The sequence below is a fragment of the Metabacillus halosaccharovorans genome (assembly GCF_002019635.1).
GTDB lineage: Bacteria > Bacillota > Bacilli > Bacillales > Bacillaceae > Metabacillus > Metabacillus halosaccharovorans.
The window spans coordinates 1,436,472-1,456,318 of the sequence record NZ_KV917371.1; the positions used below are offsets into that span (position 1 = coordinate 1,436,472).

Genomic DNA, 19,847 nt, shown 5'->3' on the forward strand with positions numbered 1-19,847 from the left:
TGAATACAAACCTATTTTTTTGATAATTTATTACGGAGAGGAAAGCCTAAATCAATTATACCTAAGATTCTTATAAGATAAAGAAGTATTGGAATAAGAAATGAGCCGATCAAAATTGAAATTGGCACAGCCTTTGACCATCCCTTTATATATGAATAATAAAAGGTAAATGAGAATCCTTGCATAAGAACAAAGAATTGCAAGATAAAATATAGGTTGATTACAGCAGTAAATAGAAAGGTTTCTGTATCTTGATACACCATTAGCAAAATGGAAACAATTAAATAATACCATACAATACTTTGAGGTAGTTTCCAATCGCGAAAAGGTTTTAATGGAGCAAGATCAAACCTCAGTCTCTTTAATATTGGCATAGCAAGCAAATGAGTAATAACAGCTGAAATCATTCCAATTGTTACAAACATTGTAGGAACTAAATGAACCATTAATTCCAATCCTTCTTCTAATTGAGCAAACTGTGCACTGATTTGGTCTTCTGCCGTAAATGACTCCATAATATTTTTTGATTGTTGAATGGATTGTTCAAGGAGACTAATTGAATCCTGGATAAAATCGATATTCATAAATAGCTTGGCACCAATATAGGCAACAATTATGCTGAATGTATAAGCTAAGCTTCCCCCAACGAGTACACCAAGTGTTTGCTTACGCTTATAGAAATAGCCCATTATTACACCACTTAAACCAAAAGTAACAGCTGTTATCACGCTAAATATAGAGCCAAACAAAATCGAAAGAATACTTCCTGCAAAAATGAGCAGAAACGTAAGTCGAATACCATGCCTGAGTGTAAAAATAATAAAAGGCAATGGCAAAACAAACAGAACAATCGTCCCAATAATAGGGACGTATCTTGCAAAAAGCATAAGAACTAAATAAAGTGCTAATAATACAGCTCCTTCTGTTAAAACATGAGCCTTTTTCACAATGACACCTCTTTAAAATCATATAAGAAAAGCGCAAGCGCCTTGATCAGCTATCTGAACAAACCTTTACTATGTATAAAGTCTTTACTAAATCTTACCCTAAAATTTCTTTAAAAATGCGGTTTTTAATGACGAAAAAAGCACAGATAGGAATAAATCCATCTCTGTGCTTTTCATTCATTATTCACCAGCAACATATGGTAATAAAGCCATTTGACGAGCACGTTTGATTGCTACAGTCAATTTGCGTTGGTATTTAGCGCTAGTACCTGTTACACGACGAGGTAAGATTTTACCACGTTCAGATACGAACTTTTTAAGTAAATCTACATCTTTATAATCGATGTGTGTGATTCCGTTAGATGTGAAGAAACACACTTTACGACGTTTTGCACGTCCACCTTTACGTCCGCCTGCCATGATCAATTTCCTCCCTTCTATTTTAAATGTTTATCTATTAAAACGGTAAGTCATCGTCAGATATATCAATAGGTTTTCCATCATTTGCAAATGGATCGTCATCAAAGCTTGTACGACCTTGATTACGCTGATTTTGATCTGAACCGAATGGGTTTTGATTGCCAGAATTACCACCTTGGTACCCACCAAAGTTATTATTATTGTTGAAGTTATTGTTGTTATTTCCTCCACCACTTGCTCCTCTAGGCTCAAGGAATTGGACACTTTCTGCAACAACTTCTGTTACATAAACACGTTTTCCAGTTTGATCTTCATAACTACGTGATTGCAATTTACCGTCAACACCTGCTAAGCTTCCTTTTTTCAGGAAGTTCGCTACGTTTTCAGCCTGTTTTCGCCAAATCACACAGTTAAGAAAATCTGCTTCTCTCTCACCTTGTTGGTTTGTAAACGTACGGTTTACAGCTAGCGTGAAGGTAGCAACAGCTACTCCGCTTGGTGTGTAACGCAGATCTGGATCTTTTGTTAGTCTTCCAACTAATACAACTCGATTCAACATCAGAACCATCCTTTTTTGTATATCTTATCTATTACGATTAGTCTTCTTTTTTAATTACGATATGGCGAATGATATCTTCGCTGATTTTCGCTAAACGATCGAATTCTTGAACAGCTGCAGCTTCAGAGTTAACTTGAAGAAGCATATAGTAACCATCACGGAAATCATTGATTTCGTATGCTAGGCGACGTTTGCCCCACTCTTTCGCTTCTGCTACTTCCGCACCATTCTCAGATAAAACGTTGTTGAAACGCTCTACTAAAGCTTTCTTAGCTTCATCTTCAATGTTTGGGCGGATGATGTACATAACTTCGTACTTTCTCATCATCTTACACCTCCTTTTGGTCTAAACGGCCCACAACTGGGCAAGGAGCAATTAAATAAATAAATTACTCACAATTAGGTATTATAACAAAAAGGTTCGAAACACGCAAGTTAGCAAATTAAACATTGAAACGGAAGTGAATGACATCTCCATCTTGAACAATATATTCTTTTCCTTCCAAACGAACCTTTCCTGCTTCACGTGCTGCCCCCATTGTTTTGGCTGCTAGTAAATCCTCATAAGAGACTGTTTCAGCACGAATGAACCCTCTCTCAAAATCAGTATGAATGATACCTGCACACTGAGGAGCTTTCATTCCTTTTTTAAATGTCCAAGCACGAACCTCTTGTTCACCTGCAGTAAAATAAGTAGCTAGTCCAAGAAGCTGATAAGAAGCTTTAATCAATTGGTCTAAACCGGATTCCTCTATACCAAGTTCCTCTAAGAACATTTCTTTTTCTTCGCCCTCAAGCTCAACAATTTCCGATTCAATTTTTGCACACACAACGATTACTTCTGCATTTTCAGCAGCAGCAAATTCACGTACTTGTTTGACATATTCATTGTTTGAAGGATCTGCTACTTCCTCTTCACTAACATTTGCCACATAAAGAATTGGTTTAATTGTTAAAAGATGCAATTGCTTCACATATTTAAGTTGTTCTTCATTAAATTCAACTGCACGTGCAGGCTTTTCACTTTCAAATGCTTCTTTCAGCTTCACCAAAATTTCATGTTCAAATACAGCTGTTTTTTCCTTTTGCTTCGCCAATTTAGCAACGCGATCAATACGCTTATCAACTGTTTCAAGGTCAGCTAAAATCAATTCTAAATTGATTGTTTCAATATCCGAAATTGGATCTACTTTACCTGATACATGTGTAATATTGTCATCTGCAAAGCATCGCACAACATGACAAATCGCATCTACTTGTCGAATATGAGAAAGGAATTTATTTCCTAAACCTTCACCTTTACTTGCACCTTTAACAATTCCTGCAATATCAGTAAATTCAAATGCAGTTGGAATTGTTTTTTTCGGCTTTACAAGTTCTGTTAGTTTTTGCAAACGTTCATCAGGAACTTCTACAATTCCTACATTTGGATCTATTGTACAGAATGGATAGTTTGCTGATTCTGCTCCAGCTTGTGTAATTGCGTTAAATAATGTAGATTTCCCAACGTTAGGTAGACCTACAATTCCAGCTGTTAATGCCATTTTTCCCACTCCTCTATAAAAAACAAAGAAATTTGTCCGATTTTCAATCAATCTTCAACAATTATAGATAGTAAAGCTGTAAAATACAAGCTTACTGATGAAATAAGATGCTTAAAGTAGGCATTGTTACTTTTGAATTAGGTGTCATTAAAACATTGGTTGATTTCCATTGCAGGTACTCGCTTTCCGCGGGCGGTCTCTGGAGCCTCCTCAGTGCTTTGCACTTGCGGGGTCTCCATCAACACGCTCTCCCGAAGGAGTCTCGTACCTTCCACTCCAATCAACGTTCTTTTAAATTTGTCACTTAATAAAAACAATCATTTTCCCAAAATGCCAAGAAAAGGCCACTAAAAAAAGAGCTATTTAAAAGCTCTCCCCAAAAAGTTAATCTATCTTCTCCAACCCTACTAAACAGTCATATAAAGTACTTCCTTGTCCATTATCTGATACACGGTCAGGTGTGAGAAGGTTAACTGAACCACCGAACTTTTGCCATAATCCTTCATCAACATTTATTGTTTTAGGATGTGCTTTTTTCATAATTTTGACTGAACCGTTTAATTCTCCACGGCTATTATGAATTCTCACCTTGTCTCCTTCAGCTAGTTGCTTTTCGATCGCAATATCCTCTGATACTTCAATTTTTACTGATTGCATAGCTTCTATTAACACATAATGTTGTGAATGATTTGAGCGTAATGGATGAATGGATAATAACTGATAAGGATATTTTTCTGCTAGTGCAGGGTTTGTATGTTCTGATTCAACCGGGAATAGATATTGCGGTTTACCTACAAATCCTTTTATAGATCCTAACTCTGACGTAAACTCAAATTTCCCGCTCAGTGTTGAAAATTTCATATCATTCCATGGTGTATGGTTAACAGGTAATGGCAGTCTTTTTTCGTCTTTAAGCTTTTCAAGTGTAATACCTTCTGACTCAAGCCCCATCATTCCAATTTTTAAAAACTCGTCTCTTGTATAGGAAAATTCCTTACCAAAACCTAATCTCTCTGCCAGCTGTGTCCAAATCCATAAGTCAGACTTTGCCTCACCTGGAGGTTCTACCAGTTTTTCTCCATAATTTACATAATGATGATACATAGATGTATAATAAATATCTTCTTCTTCAAAAACGGTTGTGGTAGGTAAAACATAATCAGCCATTTCAGCTGTATCTGTTAAAAAATGATCAATCACTACAACTGTTTCAACTGACTGAAATGCTTTCATGATTTTAGTTGAGTCAGGAACCTGGGCAACCGGATTTCCACATGTCACAATAATCATTTGGATAGTTGGATCAATTGATTTTAATATTCCATCAGCCTGTTCCATCATTGTAAAAGTTCTGGATTCCGTTTTTTTATCATTTAAAGCAAGAGCATTCATACTAAAGCTCTTCCCAACCTGAATATTGCCGAAATTGGCTCCACCACCTCGAACTCCAACATTCCCGCTTATGGCAACTAATGCATCAATTAAACGGATTGTATTTCCACCATTTGCATAACGCTGCATCCCAAGTCCCAGGAATGTTGAGGTTGGCCCATTTGTATAGATATAAGCTAAATATTCTATTTCTGATAATGTAATCTCTGCCTTTGAACAAATTTCATCGATCGTGAATTGATTCAACAACTCAAGTAAGTCGTTGTATCCCACAGTATAGTTTTCAATAAAATTTGTATCTTCTTTATTTTCCTGGATAAGTACTTTCATAATACCTATTGCTACTAGCCCGTCCATACCCGGTTTAATTGAAATATATTGATCAGAAATTTTTGCTGTTGCATTATAAATGGGATCTATAACAGTAATTGTTGCTCCCTGTTTTTTTGCTTCTTGGAGCTTTTGAAACAAATGCATATTCGTTCTTGCTACATTTCTTCCCCAAATAACAATATGTTGGCTATGGAGAATATCATTCGGAGCATGACTATCCGAGCTACCGAAGTCCCAAGTTTGAGCTTCAATACCAGATCCCCAGCAAATACTACCAACTAAATGAGTTGCTCCCCCAAAACAATTAAAGAATCTTTTATCAATATTTTTTAATAATCCATTATTTGCATAATCATGACTATGCAAAACGGCAGTAGGTCCATATGATTCCTTAATACCACTCATTTTTTCAGCAATCTCATTCAGAGCCTGCTTCCAGGAGATTTCTTTAAAATTGCCATCTACCTTTTTTAAAGGAACAGTTAATCTCTTATTTGAATTTGTCTTCGTTTCGAGCATCCGTCCTCTTCCACAAATCTTTCCTTGAGTAATTGGATGATCTTTATCCCCTTCAACCTTCACTACTTTTCCGTTCTCCACTGTTACTTCAAAACCACAGCTATCCCAGCAATTTAAAGGACATGATGACTTAAATACTTGTTTCATATTTGCTCATCCCCACTTACAATTCGTTTGCTTCCTCATTACGAACCAATACTTTTTTTAATTTTCTAGAAAACTCCCTGCGAGGAATGAGTACACTATGATCACAGCCTTGGCATTTAATCCGTACATCCATTCCCATTCTAATAATCTTCCACTCATTTGTTCCACATGGATGCTGTTTTTTCATTTCAACAATATCATTTAAACCAAATTCTTTATCCATATGATATAGACCTCCTAACTTACTTCATCTTTTCTGTTATACATGACGATACGAGGATAAGGAATCTCAATACCTCTTTCATCCAATCTTGTTTTAATATCTTTTCTAAGCATTCTCGAAATATGAAAATGTTTCATTGGTTCAACTTCACACGTTACACGAAGAATTACTTCAGAAGCACCTAGATTTTGAACACCTAATAATTCAGGAGGATTAACAATATCTTCATACTTATCTTGTATTTCCAATAATAATTCCTGAATCACACGTTCTGCTTCGGAAATATCACTTTCATAGGCAATACTAATATCCACAAAAGCTACACTGTTATGAATAGAGAAATTTGTTACTTCAGTTATGTTACCATTAGGCAAGATATGCACTTCACCTGTCCAACTCTTTATTTTTGTTGTACGTAACCCTATTTCTTCAACCGTTCCCTCAAAGGCAGATACACGAATGAAATCTCCTACTGAAAATTGATCTTCAAAAATGATGAAAAATCCAGTTATAATATCTCGGACTAAATTTTGCGCACCAAAACCTACTGCTAAACCTAAAATTCCTGCACCTGCTAGTAGTGGTCCTATTTTAATACCTACTGTTTCTAAAATCATGATAATGGCAATAAAATACACAACATAAGTGAGAATATTTTCAAGTAGCTTTGCTAACGTATTTTCTCTTCTTACTGATATTCGAAGTGGTGATTTCCCGCGAAATAAAAAGATCTTACTTATCGCAATTTTCCCAATTCGAATAAAAACAGAAGCAATAATGAATATCAAAGAAATTTTCAATAAACCTTGTCCTAATGTTATCCATAGCTCTATATTTGTTATGTAATCAACCATTTGATTCCACAAATTTTCTAGTAACTTCAATAAAATCACCCTTTATAGTATTAAACTTAAATAGCCATTTTCATAGCCAATTATACTCCATATCCTACGTAATTTTGCACGAAAAAATGTTAAATTTCGTAATTATATATATTCGTATGTAGAGATAGGAATTATGTCGTAAGCTCCTGTCTTTATTTAATATAAAAGGGGTTTTCTGAAAGTAATTGCAGACATAGTCTATCATGAAAATCCTATTTTACCTATTCACGTGTTCGATATCGATTTAAAATCGGATAAAGCAATATCGTTACAAGCAAATACAGATTGATTAAACCATATAAAGGATATAAAATTGCCACCAGATTTGCAAAACCAAACCGAGTAAATGGAAGCATAATGATCACTAAAATTGCCGCCATAATCCAAAAGGGCATTTTCATTAGATCCCTTAGTCGTGAAGCAAGTCCAAATATACCTGAAACAGCGGTTGTATAGATTGCAAGCCATAGCATAATGGACATAAAGAGGAAGAATGCAAAAGGTGATCCTTTTAAGATAGCAAAAAGAGGTATTTCATATTCTGCCAAATAGTCAGACATTTGCACTAATGTTTCATTATAAACAAAGGAAATAGCCCCTAAAACAATCCCACTTCCTATGCTCGCAATCTTCGCTTCCTTCAACCCCTTCATTTCTTTTCCAACTGCAGATAATACAGCAATAAGAGGTAATATATTCAGGGCCGTAAAGGTAAAGGCTGCAGGCCAATTGTATTGTTTTTTTAAATCAAGGACCCATGAATGATGATGGGAAATATTAAAGGATAATAATGAATAAAAGAGCCCAAAAACAAGCAATGGAATCACAATAGCATTCAGCTTAATAATTCCATTTGCGCTTCCAACAAACAGAAGAACAAGTAATATGGCGAAAACAGCGATTCCAATCCAGTAAGGAATTGAAAAGGCTTCAAGTGTGGCCCCTCCTCCAGCAATCATAACAATCGTTGTTGTAAACAAATACAATACGATGAGCACATCGTACACATAAGAAAGCTTTTTACCTATTAACCTTTCTAAAATGGGAAAGAAATGGCTGGATTTTTCTTCATAACTAATTTTCATAATTACGTAGACAGCAATGATAAAAATAACAGTAAAAATGACAATTGCCAGTCCACTTTCAAAGCCGAAAAACTCCCATAATTCCCTCCCCGATGCATAGCCTGCACCAATGATTGTTCCTAAGATTAGAAACATCCATTTAATACCTGATCTCATTTTCTCACCTCATATGGTTGTCCTAATTAAAACGAACATGTATAGAATCGAACATTTCTCCGTATACTGTTACTACTATGACATGGGAGTGAATTCTATGAATCTAAAATCAGGTCTTTTTCAATCAGGTAAGAATCAAGATCGGATCCATTATGAAGATGAAAGAGCTACATCTCTTTTAACAAATATGCTTATAGAACATTTGCCAAAACTATTCTATAAGCCTATCGTTATTATTTGTATTGGAACAGACCGCTCCACCGGAGATTGTTTAGGCCCTTTAATAGGCACTTCCATCAAAAAAGAGTTAAGTCATTTCCATGTCTATGGGACATTAAAAGATCCGGTTCATGCTGTGAATCTAGAGGAAACAATTCAATATATAAAGGAGAAACACCGCAATCCATTCATTATTGCAATTGATGCTTGTTTAGGAAGATTTAAAAGTGTGGGATATATGGAAGTTGCAAAAGGCTCGATAAAGCCTGGTGCTGGTGTAAATAAAGAATTACCTGAAGTTGGCGATATGCATATTACCGGCATCGTGAACATTAGCGGATATATGGAATTCCTTGTTTTACAGAATACAAGGTTACATTTAGTCATGAGCATGGCCGATATTATTTCTATAGGAATTATAGAAGCTGAGAAAGTCTATTTAGAGAAGCGTATTACAGTCAGGAGAAATTGGATGGCGAATCAAGATACTGCTATTAACTAAATCTTTTTCTGACAAATAAAATTAAATTTAATGTCTATATGAAAAAATACTGCAAGTATGCAGTGTTTGGATTCCTATTTTATGAAAAGTTATATTGTATAAGAACGATAATAGTAATAATAACAATACTTGGCAACAAGTTTGCTACTCTTATTTGCTTAATTCCTAATATATTGATACCTATTGCTATAATAAGCACTCCACCTGTAGCTGTTAATTCTGCAATCAGATGCTCTAATAGAGAGTCTGACAAAAATTGATGAATTACATTTGCAAATAAGGCTATTCCCCCTTGATAAAGGAAGACTGGAATAGCTGAAAATAAAACACCTATCCCAAGGGTACTTGCTAATACCATACTTGTGAAACCATCAATCATTGATTTTGTGAGGAGAACAGAATGATCCTGTCTTAATCCACTATCTAGTGCACCTATTATAGCCATAGCCCCCACAACAAAGATTAACGTTGCCGTTACAAACCCTTGGGCAATATTTCCGGTAGGGGATTTACCAATCTTCTTCTCCAGCATATTTCCTAAACCATGAAGATGATCTTCTAATTTCAACCATTCTCCCATAACTGTTCCTATGACTAAACTTACGATAACAAAGAAGAAGTCGCTACTCTTCAAAGCCATATCTAATCCTAAAACAACAACAGAGAGTCCAATAGCTGTCATGACTGTTTGCTTCATTTGTTCAGGTATTTTTCTAAGTAATAAGCCAATTATTGTTCCAAGAATAATTCCTAAGGCGTTTATAATACTTCCAAATAAAACCAACTAGATTACCTGCCATTCTATATATTTATCACAATTTTTAGCGATATAACAACGAACACATATTTTCAAGAAGATTATTAAACATGAAAAAAAGACTGACTATTTTAGTCAGCACTTGTCAACAATTATATTAATATACTATCCTTGCCGATCCAGCAACTCTAGAATACGATTTAAATCTTCCTGAGAAAAGAACTCTATTTCAATCTTTCCCTTTTTCTTTTGCTTACTTATTGTAACAGATGTCCCAAAATACTCCTGTAGAAATGTTTCTCTTTCTTTAATGAATACATCTTTTTCAGGCTTTTTCTTCTTTGTTTCACGTGGAACACCATTGTTTAGTTGTTGGATGATCTGCTCTAATTGACGAACATTTAATTGCTCTTTCATTACCTTTTCCACAAGTGCATTCAATTTCTCTTTATTTTTTAATCCCAATAATGTACGGCCATGCCCCATAGACAGCTTCCCTTCAGCAATTAATTGCTGAATCTTTTGCGGTAATGTAAGCAGTCTAACATGGTTAGCAATATGGGGACGGCTTTTCCCTAATCTTTTCGCTAATGCCTCTTGCGTTACATTTAAATGTTCCATTAGCTTTTGATATGCTTGAGCCTCTTCAATTGGTGAGAGATCTTCGCGTTGTAGATTTTCTAATAAAGCTAATTCCATCATTTGTTGTTCTGTAAGATTACGGACAACAGCTGGAATAACAGTTAACTTCGCTTCTTTCGCAGCACGATATCTACGTTCTCCAACAACTATTTCAAATCCTTTTATACTTTTGCGAACAATGATAGGTTGTAAAACACCATGTTGCAGGATGGATTCCTTGAGTTCATTAATGGCATCCTGTTCAAAAACTTTACGTGGCTGATATGGATTTGGACGGATTTCTTTGATTTTTATTTCCTGAACAGATTCTTCCTGCCCCACCTCAACATTTGTAAATAAAGCATTAATCCCTTTACCTAAGCCTCTAGCCATTCACAACCACTTCCTTTGCCAAATCTAAATAAACTTCTGCTCCTCTAGATCTTGGATCATATATGATAATAGGTTGACCATGACTTGGTGCTTCACTTAAGCGAATGTTTCTTGGAATTATCGTTTTATAAACCTTATCTTGAAAATACTTTTTCACTTCATCAATAACTTGAATTCCTAAATTTGTTCGGGCATCAAGCATTGTTAATAAAACTCCTTCAATTGTTAAGTCTGTATTCAGATGCTTCTGAACAAGACGAACTGTATTTAACAGCTGACTCAAACCTTCTAATGCATAATATTCACATTGAACAGGTATTAAGACTGCATCGGAAGCGGTTAGTGCATTTATTGTTAACAGTCCCAATGAAGGAGGACAGTCTATAACCATATAATCATAGTTATCTTTTACAGCTTCAAGTGCCCGTTTAAGTCTAACTTCTCTTGAGATCGTTGGAACTAATTCGATTTCTGCTCCTGCTAATTGAATTGTTGCCGGAATAATATCAAGATTTTCAACAGCTGTTGGCTTAATGACGTCCTTTGCTGCTACGTCGTCTACTAAAATATCATAAATGCAATGTTCGACATCGGCTTTTTCAATACCAATTCCACTTGTTGCATTTCCTTGTGGGTCAACATCGACAAGAAGTACCCTTTTCCCGATGTATGCTAAGCAAGCTCCCAAATTAACCGATGTTGTTGTTTTCCCAACTCCACCTTTTTGGTTTGCAACCGCAATGATTTTTCCCACGATGTCACCTACTTTCATAAACATAAGATCTGTTGTTTTTTAACAAACACCTAATACATTGAGTAGGAAATTAGAAAAGCGCAAGCGCCTTGGTCAGCCCCGACAAGCATAAGGCGATTTGGAATAGAAGGCGTTCTTTGCCTTCAATTCCAAATTGGCTTATGACCTCGAGGGGCTAGGCGCTGGAGCTAGACACCAAAACCAGGTAATAATTTTATACTTTTAATCGTACAAAAAGAACCTTTTCACCATTTTTTATTTTATCATGAAAAATGAAGGAAAGGTTTTAATTTTTTCTTATTTCTTTAATTTAGTATTTTCCCTTAGAGAAAATCTCTTTTTCAACTAGATCAAAACTCTCTTAAAAGCAGCCAAAGAAAAAAGGCCTGACAGTAGCCAGTACCTAACAAAATGCATGCTAAATAAATGGTCTATTCAACATAAAATTGCAAGTGCTTTAAGAAGTGATGAGATTATTTTGGAATCTTAATCGTAAATTGGATATACTCATCAAATTCTTCTTCTTCAGTGTTTAGTTTCACACCACTATCTGCTACCATCGTTAGGGATTGACGAATTGTATTCATAGCAATTCTTGTGTCTCTGCTAAAAGCCTTACGTCTTGGTTTAGGCTTCACATTATTTTTTTCAAGCAGCTTTACTACTCTATCTTCAGTTTGTTTTACATTAAACTGTTTTTGAATAATTTCCTCTAACAATGTATTTTGTAATTCAGGATTTTTCAACGGAATAAGTGCACGGGCATGACGCTCTGTAATTAATTTCTTAAGTAATGCGTCTTGCACTTCTTCAGGCAGTTTTAATAATCGCAGCTTATTCGCTATTGTTGACTGTCCTTTCCCAAGTCTTTGAGCCAAGGCTTCTTGAGTAAGGTTATGTAATTCCAGTAACTTCGCGTAAGCTACAGCTTCTTCAATGGAAGATAATTCTTCTCTTTGTAAATTCTCTATTAAAGCAACACTTGCTGTTTCTGTATCATTGAAATCCTTTACAATTGCAGGAATAACATCCCAACCTAATGTTTGTACAGCACGCCAACGTCTCTCTCCTGCTATTAATTCAAACTTACCGTCAACTTCACGTACGACGATAGGTTGAATAATTCCATGTGTACGAATTGTTAAAGCTAACTCTTCAATCTTTTCATCTGAAAAAACGGTACGTGGCTGGAAGCGGTTAGGTACAATATCTTTAATTTGAATCTTTTTAACCTCTTCCTTTATTTCTTCCGCTGTATTTTCCTGTTCAACTTCCTCAACAACGATTTGTTCTATTTCTTCTTTTTCTCCCAAACCGAAAAAACGAGAAAATGGATGCTTCATGACCTACACCACCTTTAAAAACTACCATTTTTAATATTCTATCTTTCTATCACTATTTCCTTCAAAATACTCAAAAGATTGAGTAAATGTTTCATGTGAAACATCTACTCAATTGGAAGCTTGTTAGGCGTTCCAGGCTTTCTGGGATATTTTTTTGGAGTTGTTTTTTCTTTTTGAATAATAATAATGGTTCTTTCACTTTCTTCCATTGGTAATTCAAATGAATGAATCTGTTTTACGTTACCACCTAAAACTCCAACCGCTTTTTTTCCTGCTTCTAGTTCCTCTTGAGCAGCCGCACCTTTCATTGCAATAAAATACCCGTCTTTTTTCACTAAAGGTATACATAGTTCGCTTAATACAGATAATCTAGCTACAGCTCTTGCTGTTACGATATCATACGATTCCCTATATTGCTTATTTTGACCAAATGTTTCAGCTCGATCATGGAACAACTGAATGTTTTGTAAACCTAATTCATTTGCCAAGTGTGATAAAAACGTAATTCTTTTTTGTAAAGAATCTACAATCGATACGTTCAAGTGCGGAAAACAAATATTAATTGGAATACTTGGGAATCCTGCACCGGCACCTACATCACATATAGAAAGAGGATTTGAAAAATCAAAATAAAATGCAGCTGAAATTGAGTCATAAAAATGCTTTAAATAAACATCCTTTTCTTCAGTGATGGAAGTCAAATTCATTTTTTCATTCCATTGTACTAAAAGTTTAAAATATATATCAAATTGATCCATCTGATGCTGAGAAAGATGAATTCCTTTCTCAGCTAAACTTGATTGAAATAGTGCCCTATCCATGCTCAAAACCTTTCTATTATTGATTAGAGACTCTGGCTATTCTCCCTTGCTCGAGATAAACCAATAAAATGGAAATATCAGCAGGGTTTACACCGGCTATACGTGACGCCTGAGCAACTGATAGAGGCCTAACTTCTTTAAGCTTTTGGCGTGCTTCAGAGGCTAGTCCATTAATATCATCATAATCGATATCTTCCGGAACCTTTTTATTTTCCATTTTCTTTAATTTTTCTACTTGCTGTAAGGATTTTTCAATATAACCTTCATATTTGACCTGAATTTCAACTTGTTCAGATACATCTGAATCCACAACTTGTTCTGATGGCACAAGTTGTGCGATATGCTCGTAGGTCATTTCAGGACGTTTAAGTAAATCTGCTGCTTTAATTCCATCCTTTAGTTCGCTTCCGCCAACAGAAAGGATGAGGTTTTGCGTTTCTTGATTCGGCTTAATAATAGTTGAAGATAAGCGTTCTTTTTCTTCTTCTATTGCTTTCTTTTTCAGATTAAACCTTTCGTATCGTTCATATGAAATGAGCCCTATTTTATGACCAATATCCGTTAAACGTAAATCTGCATTATCATGACGCAGCAATAATCGATATTCTGCTCTTGATGTAAGTAAACGATATGGCTCATTTGTACCTTTTGTCACTAAGTCATCAATAAGCACACCAATATAAGCATCCGAACGACTTAAAATAACTTCTTCTTTTCCAAGGGCTTTCTGTGCAGCATTAATCCCTGCCATTAATCCTTGACCTGCCGCTTCTTCATATCCTGATGTTCCATTTATTTGCCCTGCTGTAAACAAAGAAGAAATAGCTTTGGTTTCTAGTGTAGGCCATAATTGTGTCGGCACAATGGCATCATATTCAATGGCATACCCTGCTCTCATCATTTGAACTTTTTCTAGTCCTGGGATGGTTTTCAGGATTTGTTGCTGCACATCTTCCGGTAAGCTTGTTGAAAGTCCCTGCACATAGACCTCTTGAGTATTTCTGCCTTCAGGTTCTAAAAAGATTTGGTGTCGGGGTTTGTCATTAAATCGAACAACTTTATCTTCAATTGATGGGCAGTATCTCGGCCCAGTTCCTTTAATCATTCCAGAATACATTGGAGATCGGTGAAGATTATCGTCAATAATTTTATGAGTTTCCCCACTAGTATACGTTAACCAACATGGAAGCTGATCTGTAATGTATTTTGTTGTTTCATATGAGAAAGCTCGCGGTACTTCATCCCCCGGTTGTATTTCTGTTTTGCTGTAATCAATTGAATGACTATTGACACGCGGAGGTGTACCGGTTTTAAAGCGGACTAAATCAAAACCTAACTCTTGTAGGTGTTCTGATAACTTTATAGAAGGTTGTTGATTATTTGGACCACTTGAATATTTTAATTCACCGAGTATAATTTCTCCTCTTAAAAATGTTCCTGTCGTTAAGACAACAGCTTTCGCAAAGTATTCTGCACCTGTTTGGGTTACGATACCTTTACAAACACCATCTTCAACGATAAGGCGATCAACCATTCCTTGAAGCAATGTTAGGTTTGGTTCATTTTCCATCGTTTTCTTCATTTCATGTTGATAAGCAAATTTATCAGCTTGGGCACGCAGTGCTCTTACAGCTGGTCCTTTTCCTGTATTTAACATTCTCATTTGAATGTGTGTTTTATCAATATTTTTACCCATTTCTCCGCCTAAAGCATCTATTTCGCGGACAACAATTCCTTTTGCAGGTCCACCAACAGATGGATTACAAGGCATAAATGCGACCATATCTAAGTTGATGGTAATAGCGAGCGTTTTAGCACCCATTCTTGCCGAAGCAAGTGCTGATTCACAACCGGCATGCCCAGCCCCAACAACGATAACATCATAATCTCCTGCATGATAGGTCATTTTGTAACCTCCTTTTTAAAAGCATTTCTTATTTTCCTAAACAAAATTGAGAGAATAACTGATCAATTAAGCTCTCATGAACAGCGTCACCAATGATCTCCCCAAGTTGTTCCCAACATCTGGTCAAATCAATTTGTACAATATCAATCGGTACTCCTGCATCTATTCCAACTAAAGCATCCTCAATTGATGTTTTTGCAGCAGTTAATAATGCAATATGTCTGGAGTTTGATACATATGTTAAATCACCGCTTTGAACATTTCCTTTGAAAAACAATGCACTTATTGCTTCTTCAAGTTCATCAATTCCTTGCTCTTCAAGTAAAGAGGTTGTCACAACCGGTCTTCCATTAGCTAATTCTTTTACTTTATCAAGATCAATTCGTTTATCTAAATCAGTTTTATTGACAATGACAATAACGTCCATTCCTTTAACTGCTTCGAATAGCTGAATATCTTCTTCAGAAAGCTTTTCATGAAAGTTTAATACTAAAAGAATCAAATCAGCTTCTTTTAATACTTTCCTTGACCGCTCTACACCAATTCTTTCTACAATATCCTCAGTCTCACGGATACCCGCTGTATCAACCAGACGAAGTGGGACACCTCTGACATTTACATACTCTTCTATAACATCCCTTGTTGTTCCGGGAATATCTGTTACAATCGCCTTGTTTTCTTGAACAAGACTATTTAATAAAGATGATTTCCCTACATTCGGTCTACCAATTATAACGGTTGAAAGACCTTCTCTTAAAATCTTCCCCTGCTGGGATGTCTGTAAAAGCTTACTTATTTCATCTTTTACGAATGATGCCTTTTCTATGAGCATTTGATGTGTCATTTCTTCTACATCGTCGTACTCAGGATAGTCTATATTGACTTCAACATGTGCTAATGTTTCTAGTATTTCCTGTCTTAATCTTTGAACGAGCTTAGACAATTTCCCTTCCATTTGTCCTAAGGCCACATTCATAGCCCTGTCTGTTTTTGCACGAATTAAATCCATTACAGCTTCTGCTTGCGATAAGTCAATCCTGCCGTTAAGAAAAGCTCTTTTTGTAAATTCTCCGGGTTCTGCAAGTCTCGCCCCGTTTTGTATAATTAATTGCAGCACTCGATTAACTGTCACAATACCACCATGGCAGTTTATCTCGACTACGTCTTCTCTTGTAAATGTTTTAGGTCCTCTCATTAAAGAAACCATTACTTCCTCAACAACAGCATTTGTTGCTGGATCAATTATATGTCCGTAATGGATCGTATGGGAGTCAACCATTGTTAACCTTTTATTTGAGGGAGCTTTAAATAGCTTATCTGCAATTTGAATCGCATCTTCACCACTTAATCTGACAATTGCTATGGCTCCCTCTCCTAAAGGTGTTGATATCGCTGCGATTGTATCTAACTCCATCGCTACGATCACCTCTCTCTTTTATTTATCTATGCAAACTCCTTATTATCAACTCGACCAAATTTTAAAGATAGCATATTTCGTTTTCATAAGAAAGAAAAATCACTTTGTTTTATCCACATCATTTTATCCACTATCTTATATACCTCTACTTATTTTAACTTATCCACATGTTAATAACAATATTTCCTGTACATAGTAAATTGATCCTAAGTAAAAAAATCGACTAAAAGGCAGAAATGATCTCTATTAATTTAATTGGGCAAAAAATATGGGGTGTTTATATGAGGAATCTTCTACCATTAATTGCTTTCTTAATATAATGATATTTAGAAGAAAAAAGAGGATGACTGTGTCATCCTCTTTTTTTAGGTGATATAACTAAATGTCTGTTTGGCTCTTCGCCAACTGAGTATGTTTTAATTTCTTTAAATTCAGCAAGTGCAGCATGGATTACTTTTCTTTCATATGAAGGCATCGGCTCTAAAGAGACATTTTTTGAGGTATGAATTGCCTGCTTAGCAAGCCTTCCCGCAAGCTGTTTTAATGTTTCTTTTCTTTTTTCCCGATAATTTTCAGCATCCAATATAATCTGCAGATAGTGATTGGAGTTGCGGTTAGCAACTAATTGAGTAAGATATTGCAAAGAATTTAATGTCTGCCCTCTTTTTCCAATCAAAACTGACATTTTATCTCCAGATAGTTGAATTTTTATTATTTTTCCGGATTGTTTTACCTGAACATCTGCATTAATTCCCATTTTTTGTATAACGTCTGCTAAAAACTCTTGTACAGCTTTAATTGGGTTGTGAATGAGTGTTACTTTGACACTAGCAGGTTTTTTTCCAAAAACTCCGAAAAAGCCCTTTTTTCCTTCATCAAGAATTGTGATCTCAACTTCGTCTCGTTTTGCTTGCAATTGCTTTAATGCTACCTCTACTGCTTCATTGACAGTTTGTCCATTAGCAGTTATTTCCATCACTTTTTATTTCCTCCATCTTTTGCGGCCTTTAATTCAGGACCTTTCACAAAATATGTTTGAACAATCATGAAGAGATTTCCGACTACCCAATATAAAGATAGAGCAGCAGGGAAACTTATTGCGAAAACAACGATCATAATTGGCATAAGCCATAACATCATAGCCATTTGTGGGTTTTGATTAGCATTCCCGGCCATCATCATTTTTTGTTGGATAAATGTTGTGACACCCGCAACTAACGGTAGAATGAAGTAAGGATCTCTTTCACCTAAGTCAAACCATAGGAAATTGTGTTGTGCGATTTCCTCAGTTCTCATAATTGCATGATAGAATCCGATTAAAATCGGCATTTGAATAATTAAAGGAAAACAACCTGCAAGTGGATTAACACCATGCTGCTGGAATAACGCCATTGTTTCCTGTTGAAGTTTTTGTTGAGTTTGTTGATCTTTTGAACTATATTTTTCTCTTAATTTTTGCATTTCCGGTTGAATAGCTTGCATTGCTTTAGAACTTTTCATTTGTTTGATCATCAATGGCAATATAGCCAATCGAATAATGAGTGTTACTATAACGATTGAAAAACCATAATTATCACCAGTTATCTCTGCAAAATATGTAATAAGTTGTGATAAAGGATAAACAATGTAAGAATTCCAGAACCCTTCACTCTCAGATGTAATCGGAACATTTACTTCCGTACAACCAGTTAATAGAGCCAGGATCCCTACTAATCCTGCAATTAAAAATATGCGCCTCTTCAAACCTTTTTCCTCCTAATCAATAATTGATACCCTTTTTGTACGTTAAAAGATAGAAAAAGTTCCACATAGGTATTATCTTAACACTTTTATTCATGGAATTGTTTTGTCTGATGAAGTTTTCATTAATATAATTTCTACAATTTTCATCATCTATTTTTTTTGATATATTTTGGCTTTTCTAAACAAGTGGTTCAAGCTTCCCTTTACTTCATGATAATTCATGTCTGCAGCTGGTTTCCTAGCAATAATGATAAATTCTTTTCCACTTGCAATTCGATGTTTCTCTTCTGAAAAAACCTGTCGAATTAAACGCTTAACTTTATTGCGTGTAACAGCATTTCCGATCTTCTTACTTACTGATAGTCCGATCCGAAATTCCTTTTCTTCCGGTTTTTGCAAAAAATAAAGAACAAATTGTCTATTGGCAACTGACTTACCATTTTTAAAGACAACTTGAAAATCTTTATTTTTCTTAATTCTGTACTTCCTTTTCATTTTCCTTCACTCCGGTTTGTTCTGCTATTATGTCAACAACAGAATGATCACCATCATTATATCTGAATTACTCTTGATTTAAACTTACTTATATTATGTCTTCTACCTCTTTTAAACCAGATCACCATACATAAATCAATCTAATATGTAAAACACTCTGTTAAGCTTGTCCGCAAATTATGCTCCAGTTAACATAGTGCCTTTTATTAACCATTACTTTATTTTAAAAAAAGAGACCACTGACTTTTCAGTGGCCTATGCTGATAATACTTTTCTTCCTCTGCGACGACGGCGAGCAAGAACTTTACGTCCATTAGCTGTGCTCATACGGCTACGGAAACCATGAACTTTACTACGTTTACGTTTATTTGGTTGATAAGTACGTTTCATATATTGACACCTCCCTGAGGAATAACAGTTAAAGACAGTCTTACTAATTATAGTTACCTACCATATAAATTGTCAACCACCAACTGCTAATTTCATTTCAGGTAACCATTTTTAATGTGTTTAATATTACGCTAAAAAAATAATTCGTTATATGTATGAAATCCTCTTCTCCTTCTACAGGATGGCCTGTGGATATTTTTTCGACATGATTCTTCACTATCCACATCTGTTATCGACAAGTTTTTCACATATTTTATCATTGTGGACAATTTATTTT

At 35.4% G+C, this 19,847-nt stretch carries 21 protein-coding genes; 1 reads left to right on the top strand and 20 read right to left on the bottom strand.

Translation table 11 applies throughout. The annotated features are described in order from the left end of the window. Window positions 1-11 precede the first annotated feature (11 nt). The 9 genes from BK577_RS06560 to BK577_RS06600 form a co-directional block, all read right to left on the bottom strand. Window positions 12-947 carry a YybS family protein gene (locus tag BK577_RS06560; protein WP_078432191.1) on the bottom strand — a complete coding sequence of 312 codons (936 nt, stop codon included), beginning with the start codon at window positions 945-947 and terminating at the stop codon, window positions 12-14. A gap of 180 nt (window positions 948-1,127) precedes the next feature. Further along, on the bottom strand, window positions 1,128-1,367 hold the full coding sequence (rpsR, locus tag BK577_RS06565; RefSeq protein ID WP_026561616.1) for a 30S ribosomal protein S18: 240 nt from the start codon (window positions 1,365-1,367) through the stop codon (window positions 1,128-1,130). 37 nt (window positions 1,368-1,404) lie between these two features. Next, window positions 1,405-1,926 (bottom strand): single-stranded DNA-binding protein, encoded by a 522-nt coding sequence (gene ssb / locus BK577_RS06570; RefSeq protein WP_078432192.1) that lies wholly within the window; start codon window positions 1,924-1,926, stop codon window positions 1,405-1,407. Window positions 1,927-1,963: 37 nt separating this feature from the next. Continuing rightward, entirely contained in the window at window positions 1,964-2,251 is a 288-nt protein-coding gene (rpsF, locus tag BK577_RS06575) for a 30S ribosomal protein S6 (protein ID WP_078433485.1), read from the bottom strand. A gap of 118 nt (window positions 2,252-2,369) precedes the next feature. Beyond that, a complete protein-coding gene (ychF, locus tag BK577_RS06580) occupies window positions 2,370-3,470 on the bottom strand; it encodes a redox-regulated ATPase YchF (RefSeq protein ID WP_078432193.1) in 1,101 nt (366 codons plus the stop codon). A 384-nt stretch (window positions 3,471-3,854) separates the two neighbouring features. After that, entirely contained in the window at window positions 3,855-5,861 is a 2,007-nt protein-coding gene (locus BK577_RS06585; protein WP_078432195.1) for a molybdopterin-dependent oxidoreductase, read from the bottom strand. 16 nt (window positions 5,862-5,877) lie between these two features. Beyond that, window positions 5,878-6,084 (bottom strand): DUF951 domain-containing protein, encoded by a 207-nt coding sequence (locus BK577_RS06590; RefSeq protein ID WP_026561621.1) that lies wholly within the window; start codon window positions 6,082-6,084, stop codon window positions 5,878-5,880. Window positions 6,085-6,098: 14 nt separating this feature from the next. Further along, a complete protein-coding gene (locus BK577_RS06595) occupies window positions 6,099-6,968 on the bottom strand; it encodes a mechanosensitive ion channel family protein (RefSeq protein ID WP_139367278.1) in 870 nt (289 codons plus the stop codon). 221 nt (window positions 6,969-7,189) lie between these two features. Then, complete coding sequence (locus tag BK577_RS06600; RefSeq protein ID WP_078432196.1) at window positions 7,190-8,209, bottom strand: YkvI family membrane protein; 1,020 nt, start codon at window positions 8,207-8,209, stop codon at window positions 7,190-7,192. A gap of 97 nt (window positions 8,210-8,306) precedes the next feature. On the opposite strand from BK577_RS06600, the gene yyaC reads away from it, so the two are divergent. Next, complete coding sequence (gene yyaC / locus BK577_RS06605; protein WP_078432197.1) at window positions 8,307-8,930, top strand: spore protease YyaC; 624 nt, start codon at window positions 8,307-8,309, stop codon at window positions 8,928-8,930. Window positions 8,931-9,009: 79 nt separating this feature from the next. Here yyaC and BK577_RS06610 read toward each other — a convergent pair whose 3' ends face one another. The 11 genes from BK577_RS06610 to rpmH all read right to left on the bottom strand — a co-directional run bounded on the left by BK577_RS06610 (window position 9,010) and on the right by rpmH (window position 19,570). Beyond that, the gene (locus tag BK577_RS06610) at window positions 9,010-9,714 is read right to left on the bottom strand and encodes a DUF554 domain-containing protein (RefSeq protein WP_078432198.1); all 705 of its coding nucleotides are present in this window, start codon (window positions 9,712-9,714) and stop codon (window positions 9,010-9,012) included. Window positions 9,715-9,852: 138 nt separating this feature from the next. Continuing rightward, a complete protein-coding gene (locus BK577_RS06615) occupies window positions 9,853-10,701 on the bottom strand; it encodes a ParB/RepB/Spo0J family partition protein (RefSeq protein ID WP_078432200.1) in 849 nt (282 codons plus the stop codon). Then, window positions 10,694-11,455, bottom strand: coding sequence for a ParA family protein (locus BK577_RS06620; protein WP_026561627.1), 762 nt, complete (start codon window positions 11,453-11,455; stop codon window positions 10,694-10,696). The genes BK577_RS06615 and BK577_RS06620 overlap by 8 nt, the downstream gene beginning before the upstream one ends. 473 nt (window positions 11,456-11,928) lie before the next feature. Further along, on the bottom strand, window positions 11,929-12,798 hold the full coding sequence (gene noc / locus BK577_RS06625) for a nucleoid occlusion protein (protein ID WP_078432201.1): 870 nt from the start codon (window positions 12,796-12,798) through the stop codon (window positions 11,929-11,931). A gap of 104 nt (window positions 12,799-12,902) precedes the next feature. Further along, window positions 12,903-13,619 carry a 16S rRNA (guanine(527)-N(7))-methyltransferase RsmG gene (gene rsmG / locus BK577_RS06630; RefSeq protein WP_078432202.1) on the bottom strand — a complete coding sequence of 239 codons (717 nt, stop codon included), beginning with the start codon at window positions 13,617-13,619 and terminating at the stop codon, window positions 12,903-12,905. A 16-nt stretch (window positions 13,620-13,635) separates the two neighbouring features. Beyond that, window positions 13,636-15,525 carry a tRNA uridine-5-carboxymethylaminomethyl(34) synthesis enzyme MnmG gene (gene mnmG, locus BK577_RS06635; protein WP_078432203.1) on the bottom strand — a complete coding sequence of 630 codons (1,890 nt, stop codon included), beginning with the start codon at window positions 15,523-15,525 and terminating at the stop codon, window positions 13,636-13,638. A 28-nt stretch (window positions 15,526-15,553) separates the two neighbouring features. Continuing rightward, the gene (gene mnmE, locus BK577_RS06640; protein WP_078432204.1) at window positions 15,554-16,939 is read right to left on the bottom strand and encodes a tRNA uridine-5-carboxymethylaminomethyl(34) synthesis GTPase MnmE; all 1,386 of its coding nucleotides are present in this window, start codon (window positions 16,937-16,939) and stop codon (window positions 15,554-15,556) included. A gap of 355 nt (window positions 16,940-17,294) precedes the next feature. After that, window positions 17,295-17,918, bottom strand: coding sequence for an RNA-binding cell elongation regulator Jag/EloR (gene jag, locus BK577_RS06645; protein ID WP_342743289.1), 624 nt, complete (start codon window positions 17,916-17,918; stop codon window positions 17,295-17,297). Further along, a complete protein-coding gene (gene spoIIIJ / locus BK577_RS06650) occupies window positions 17,918-18,685 on the bottom strand; it encodes a YidC family membrane integrase SpoIIIJ (RefSeq protein WP_078432206.1) in 768 nt (255 codons plus the stop codon). The genes jag and spoIIIJ overlap by 1 nt, the downstream gene beginning before the upstream one ends. A 150-nt stretch (window positions 18,686-18,835) precedes the next feature. Continuing rightward, on the bottom strand, window positions 18,836-19,180 hold the full coding sequence (gene rnpA / locus BK577_RS06655; protein ID WP_078432207.1) for a ribonuclease P protein component: 345 nt from the start codon (window positions 19,178-19,180) through the stop codon (window positions 18,836-18,838). A gap of 255 nt (window positions 19,181-19,435) precedes the next feature. Then, a complete protein-coding gene (rpmH, locus tag BK577_RS06660; RefSeq protein WP_026561635.1) occupies window positions 19,436-19,570 on the bottom strand; it encodes a 50S ribosomal protein L34 in 135 nt (44 codons plus the stop codon). Between the last annotated feature and the right edge of the window lie 277 nt (window positions 19,571-19,847).

Coding starts and splice junctions, on each gene's coding strand:
- rpsR (WP_026561616.1), bottom strand. CDS start 1,367: ATGGCAGGCGGACGTAAAGGTGGACGTGCAAAACGTCGTAAAGTGTGT.
- ssb (WP_078432192.1), bottom strand. CDS start 1,926: ATGTTGAATCGAGTTGTATTAGTTGGAAGACTAACAAAAGATCCAGAT.
- rpsF (WP_078433485.1), bottom strand. CDS start 2,251: ATGAGAAAGTACGAAGTTATGTACATCATCCGCCCAAACATTGAAGAT.
- ychF (WP_078432193.1), bottom strand. CDS start 3,470: ATGGCATTAACAGCTGGAATTGTAGGTCTACCTAACGTTGGGAAATCT.
- BK577_RS06585 (WP_078432195.1), bottom strand. CDS start 5,861: ATGAAACAAGTATTTAAGTCATCATGTCCTTTAAATTGCTGGGATAGC.
- BK577_RS06590 (WP_026561621.1), bottom strand. CDS start 6,084: ATGGATAAAGAATTTGGTTTAAATGATATTGTTGAAATGAAAAAACAG.
- BK577_RS06600 (WP_078432196.1), bottom strand. CDS start 8,209: ATGAGATCAGGTATTAAATGGATGTTTCTAATCTTAGGAACAATCATT.
- yyaC (WP_078432197.1), top strand. CDS start 8,307: ATGAATCTAAAATCAGGTCTTTTTCAATCAGGTAAGAATCAAGATCGG.
- BK577_RS06615 (WP_078432200.1), bottom strand. CDS start 10,701: ATGGCTAGAGGCTTAGGTAAAGGGATTAATGCTTTATTTACAAATGTT.
- noc (WP_078432201.1), bottom strand. CDS start 12,798: ATGAAGCATCCATTTTCTCGTTTTTTCGGTTTGGGAGAAAAAGAAGAA.
- rsmG (WP_078432202.1), bottom strand. CDS start 13,619: ATGGATAGGGCACTATTTCAATCAAGTTTAGCTGAGAAAGGAATTCAT.
- mnmG (WP_078432203.1), bottom strand. CDS start 15,525: ATGACCTATCATGCAGGAGATTATGATGTTATCGTTGTTGGGGCTGGG.
- mnmE (WP_078432204.1), bottom strand. CDS start 16,939: ATGGAGTTAGATACAATCGCAGCGATATCAACACCTTTAGGAGAGGGA.
- jag (WP_342743289.1), bottom strand. CDS start 17,918: ATGGAAATAACTGCTAATGGACAAACTGTCAATGAAGCAGTAGAGGTA.
- rnpA (WP_078432207.1), bottom strand. CDS start 19,180: ATGAAAAGGAAGTACAGAATTAAGAAAAATAAAGATTTTCAAGTTGTC.
- rpmH (WP_026561635.1), bottom strand. CDS start 19,570: ATGAAACGTACTTATCAACCAAATAAACGTAAACGTAGTAAAGTTCAT.